Annotated in this window: 3 protein-coding genes; all 3 read left to right on the top strand. The window is 40.6% G+C overall.

The annotated features are described in order from the left end of the window. A partial coding sequence (locus Q1V93_RS07210) for a hypothetical protein (RefSeq protein ID WP_300663238.1) occupies positions 1-2978 on the top strand: 2978 nt, incomplete at its 5' end. Further along, positions 2950-4908 (top strand): DUF3857 domain-containing protein, encoded by a 1959-nt coding sequence (locus tag Q1V93_RS07205; RefSeq protein ID WP_300663236.1) that lies wholly within the window; start codon positions 2950-2952, stop codon positions 4906-4908. The genes Q1V93_RS07210 and Q1V93_RS07205, both read left to right, overlap by 29 nt. Position 4909: 1 nt before the next feature. After that, positions 4910-5482: DUF3857 domain-containing protein (locus Q1V93_RS07200; RefSeq protein WP_300663234.1), on the top strand; the 573-nt coding region annotated here is incomplete at its 3' end.

The raw sequence follows: 5482 nt of genomic DNA, 5'->3' as shown, positions 1-5482 counted from the left end.
CACTTGGAAATTGCTACGATATGAACAAAAAGCCGGAAGAAGCAATCCGCGTCTATAACGAAGGACTCAAAATATATCCGTATCAACACAACTTACTTTACAACAGAGGAATCACCTACGCCAATCAAAAAAAATACAAAGAGGCAATCAGTGATTACATGCAGGCCATCCAAAGCAACGTGTATCACGGAAACAGTCATTTAGCCCTTGGTTTATTGGCTGCAAACGAAGGATTGTACGATCAGGCATTATTGTCCTTACTTACTTTTACCTGGTTGAATCCGGATGACTCAAGAACACCCGGAATTGTCGGTATTATTGAGCGCATTTCAAACGGATCTTTTGAAAAAGAACCAAAGAATATCAAAGATTTGTTCGGACCAGACAATTACGAAGATTACAACCTGCTTTTCGAGAATAAAATTGCGCTGCAGGACAATTACAAAGCAAAATTCTCCATTCCGACTGCATACGGAAAACAATTGCATTTGTTCCTGAAAAACAACAGCTACGATAAATCGAACATGGATTTCTGGAATCAGCATTACATGCCGTTCTTCGAGAAGATCTGGAAGGCAAAAATGATTGATCAGTTCTGCATGGTTCCTTTGACTTCTTTCGACAGTCAGGATATTCAATCAGCGATCAAACCGAGAATTTCAAAAATCAAAGCTTTCTACGATTGGTCAAAAACGGCATACAAAGAAGCTACTTCCGATCAGTTCATGGAATTCGAAGGCACAAAACAATGGGTTTCCGTCGATTACAAATCCAGCCATCTGGAAGGAATCGGAAAACAAAGTGCTCAAAAGAAGCCTATTGGAAATTACTACATCTATCACCGCAACGGTTTATTGAAAATGCTTGCCCAGTTCGGTGAAAACGAAAAACCGATCGGAACCTGGGAAATATACAATGATTTTGACGGTAACATTACCCGTAGAGTTGAATTCACTTCCAATCCGGATGAAAAAATTCAGTATTCCTACTATTTCAGCGGCGAACCTTACCTGAAATACAAAATGATCAAAGACCTGGAACAAGATACTGTGACTTACTTATACCGTAACGGAACTGTCAAAGAAAAGTATTTCGTGAAGGATGGTAAGAAAAATGGTTTATACAGAACGTATTATACAAATGGTCAGTTGTCGGTAGAAATGACCTACAAAATGGGACTTGGAGAAGGAAGTTATACTTCTTACAATTCAAACGGCGTGAAAGACGACGAATTCCAGCTGGTAAACGACAATATTCATGGTGTTCGCAAAAGATACCATTCGAACGGACAGCTTGCTTCTCAATACAACTATGTGAACGGGAAATACGACGGTGAGTATGTAACGTATTTCTACGACGGAAAAGTAGAGAAAAAAGGAACCTACAAAAACGGGAACGAAGTAGGTAAGTTTGAAGAATATTACTCCAACGGAGCAATGTCAGGATCCATGCTTTTAGATGAATCCGGAAAACAAAACGGTGTCAGCATTCAATATGACCTGGACGGAAAGAAATATGAAGAAATGGAATTTTCCAAAGGAGAATTAAAATCCATTACATACTATGACAAAGCGGGAACGGCTAAAGTTCTTGCCACGAAAAAAGGAAAGAAAATTGATTACATCCGCTCCTACCCGGATGGAAAAAAATCTGTTGAAGGGCAAATCGTAGACGATCAACGAGTTGGAGAATGGAAGTATTACGACAAATACGGAAACCTGACAACGCTTGAAAAATACAAGGACGGAAAATTGACGGATACGTTGAAGGAATACTTCTCCAACGGTCAATTGGAAAGCTTCAGCGTTGTAAACAACGGAAGAAGAGACGGACTATTCCAAACATTCAACATCTTCGGAGATTTGGTTTCGGAAGGTTACTACACTGACGGAGATTATGACAACCAATGGATCGGATACTATTCAGACGGTAGTTTCAGTTATAAGAACTTCTATGTTCAGGGAACGAAACAAGGCTACCAGATTTCATATGACGTAGAAGGCAAATTGGACGGAATGGATGAATACGATAACGGACGCATCATTGCCCACACGCAATTTGATACGACGGAAAACATCCTGAGCCAGATGGGTGAATACAATGGCGAAATCCAATTGAAAGATCCTACAAACACCTACGTGAAGTTTATCGGGAATTACAAGAATGGTTCTGCAGACGGAAACTTCAAGTGGTTTACGATCAATAACATCTTAACGTGTGAAGGAAACTATAAAAACGGAGAGCGTGACGGAACCTGGAAGTGGTACAACACAGACGGAAAACTAACGCGTGAAACAAAATACGTTAACGCAAACATTGACGGAGTCGATAAAAACTACCACGATAACGGAACGATTGAATCCGAGATCACCTACGTAAACGGAGACCGTCAGGGGAAATTCACGTATTACAGCGAAAACGGAAAAGTGGTAATCAGCGGGGAAAACCTGGACGACAAAAGACACGGAGAAGTCAAATACTTCGATGTAAATGGTTCCTTAATGATGATTCGCTACTACAACTACGGAATTTTCACTTCCTACTCTTACCTGAACGCAGAAGGAAAAACGGTGAAACCGGTAGAATTGGTCGGTAACGAAATGAAAGTAGCGTGTTATTACAAAACCGGGAAGAAATCCATGGAACATACCCGCAAAAACGGATTGATCGAAGGACATTACATCACCTATCACGAAAACGGAAAAGTTTGGGAAGATGAAGATTACTTACACGGAGAACAACACGGAAAGTCACTGGAGTACAACGAACTTGGAAAGAAAACCAAAGATGCAAACTACCTGAAAGGGGAATTGCACGGAAAACTCATGGAATACAACAATGCGGGGGTTTTGGTTTACGAGGCAAACTATCGTTTCGGAGAACTGCATGGTGAAGCGAAGGAATACAATGCGGAAGGAAAATTAACCCGAATTATTACATATTATGGAGATGTTGCTGTCAAGATTCAAAAATTCTAAAGGATTCATTCTTTTCGTTTACTTCCTGTGCTTTTCGTTCCTTTCTCAAGGTCAGACGAATGAGATTCTGGCTACCTACAAAGCGAAATATCCGGGGAATCACATCGTTCAAACCAAGAATGAGCGCACTGTAACTATCAAGTATGTAAAAGGAAAACCGACTTTGGTTTATCATTACGAGTACGAAGATCTGATTATCGACAAAAACGGGGCAAACATGCTTTCCGAATACGCCATCGATTTCACTTCTTTTGAAGCCGTATCGAATATTGAAGCTTATTCGATGGTTCCCGTGGAGACGAAGTCGAAAAAAGTGGTTTCAAACAAAATGTTTACCCGGGATGCCGAAGCTGACAGGGGAATTTTTCACGACGACAGCAAGGAAACGGTAATCGTATTTCCGGGATTGATCGAAGGAGCGTTGCGTCATCTTTCCTATGATATTACGATGACAGAAAATGATTTTCCGTTCGGATTTGTCTTTTTTGATTTCACCCCGACAGAAAATCCGACTTTCAGGATCGTTTCGGACACCTCCATTCACCTGTTATTGAAAGAATACAATACGGATAAAATCAAACTGAAAAAAGAGGAAACCATCTCTAAAAATATCCGGACAACCACTTACAGCTGTGAAAATGCATTGCTACTGAAAACGGAAGAGAACTCACCGAATATCCGGTATTACGCGCCTCAGATCCTGGCTCAGATCGCTTACTACAATTACAAAGGTCAAAAAGTAAACGTTGGCGGAAGTCTGACGGATCTGCACACCAATTACGCTCCGAATGTAGCGGAAGTGGAAAACGAAAAACCAAGTCCGGAAATTACACGGATTGCAGATTCGATTACGCGCAATTTGTCTACAAACCTGGATAAGGTACGCGCCATTTATTACTGGGTGCAGGATCATGTAAAATACATTGCTTTCGAAGAAGGAATGGGCGGATTTGTTCCGCGCCAGCCAAACCTCGTTGTCGACAAACGCTACGGAGATTGCAAAGACATGGCTTCCCTGATTTATTCCATGCTGAAAGCCGTAAACATTCCAAGTTATTTAACCTGGGTTGGTTCCCGCGACCTTCCTTTTAAATACAGTGAATTCCCCAGCGGAATGTGTGATAATCACATGATCACCACTTACAAGGAAGACGGAAAATACTATTTTCTCGATGCCACCAATTCGTTCCAGACCATGAATGCGTCAACCGGTTTTATCCAGGGAAAAGAAGCGCTTTTGCATATCAGTCCTACGGAATATGAATTGGCGAATATTCCGGTCAGAGACGAGCAATATTCTACCGTTTACGATTTTTCAAGCATTAAAATTGATGGAAAAGACCTGGTTGGGAAATCGTTCACGAAAATCGACGGATATTACCACACTTTAATCGGGAATTACGCAAAAGACGTACTTGCAAAAGACCTGAATAAGTTTTTGACAAGTATCAATCAACGCGGAAACAATTCCTTCATTGTGACGAACGGAAGTATGCAGAATGTGTTGAAAAGAGACACAACCGGAATCATGAATTTTGACTGGACCTGTAAAAATTATTGTACCAACCTGGATGATGCGATTTACATCAACATGATCCTGAACAAGAACATTACGTATCAAAATGAGTTGAAGGAAACCCGGATCGCACCTTTTGAACTGGATCACCAATCAGCCGATAAATATGTGGTTGAACTGGAAATTCCTCAGAATTATGTTGTGAGCCACCTTCCTGCTTCGGCTTCTTTCCATTCAGACATCGTTGATTTTGATGTGAAATACGAACAAAAAGGTTCTAAAATTATTATGACGCTGGATATTGCATTGAAATTCTTAATCCTGGAGCCAGGCCAGTTTGCGGAATGGAACAAATTCATTGCACAGAAGAAAAAAGCAATCTCCGAAACGATCGAACTTAAACGCAAAAAATAACATGAAACACCTTATCCTTGGAATCATAGCTTTTGTAGCAACAAGCTATTCTATTGCTCAGTCGCCGGTTTACATCAACTACGACTGGAAAAGCACTCCTGAAAAATTGGAAGTGTCGGAAAAAGACAAGTTGGAAGATGAAATCATGCTTTTTGAAAAACGAAGCATCGAATTCACGGAATACAACAACGGATTTTACCAGATGGTGCTGGTTCACAGCATTGAACTGATCAATACCGATGCGGGAATTGAAAACAATAACAAGGTGTATATTTCCAATAAACCCGGATCAACCGTTTTGAAACAAAAAGCACGCGTGATCAAACCGGACGGAAAAATCATCAACCTGAAGGAATCCGATATCCAGGAATCAAAAGATGAAAACGGGAATGTGGAGTACCGTTATTTCGCTTTGGAAGGATTGGAAAAAGGAAGTTACATCGAATACCTGCATTACATCAGTGAAGAACCAACCTTAACGGGTTCTTCTCTTTACCTCCAATCCAATGTAGACAAAAACAAAGTGGATTATGACATCATTTGTCCGAAACACCTGGAATTTATGTTTCATTCG

Source organism: Fluviicola sp. (genome assembly GCF_030151805.1).
Taxonomy (GTDB): Bacteria; Bacteroidota; Bacteroidia; order Flavobacteriales_D; family Crocinitomicaceae; genus Fluviicola.
The sequence above is the reverse complement of the archived record's forward strand: the minus strand, read 5'-3'. Positions and strand labels throughout refer to the sequence as shown.

What these genes read in the sequence shown, in the direction of transcription:
- Q1V93_RS07205 (WP_300663236.1), top strand. Translation starts at nt 2,950, where the DNA reads ATGTTGCTGTCAAGATTCAAAAATTCTAAAGGATTCATTCTTTTCGTT.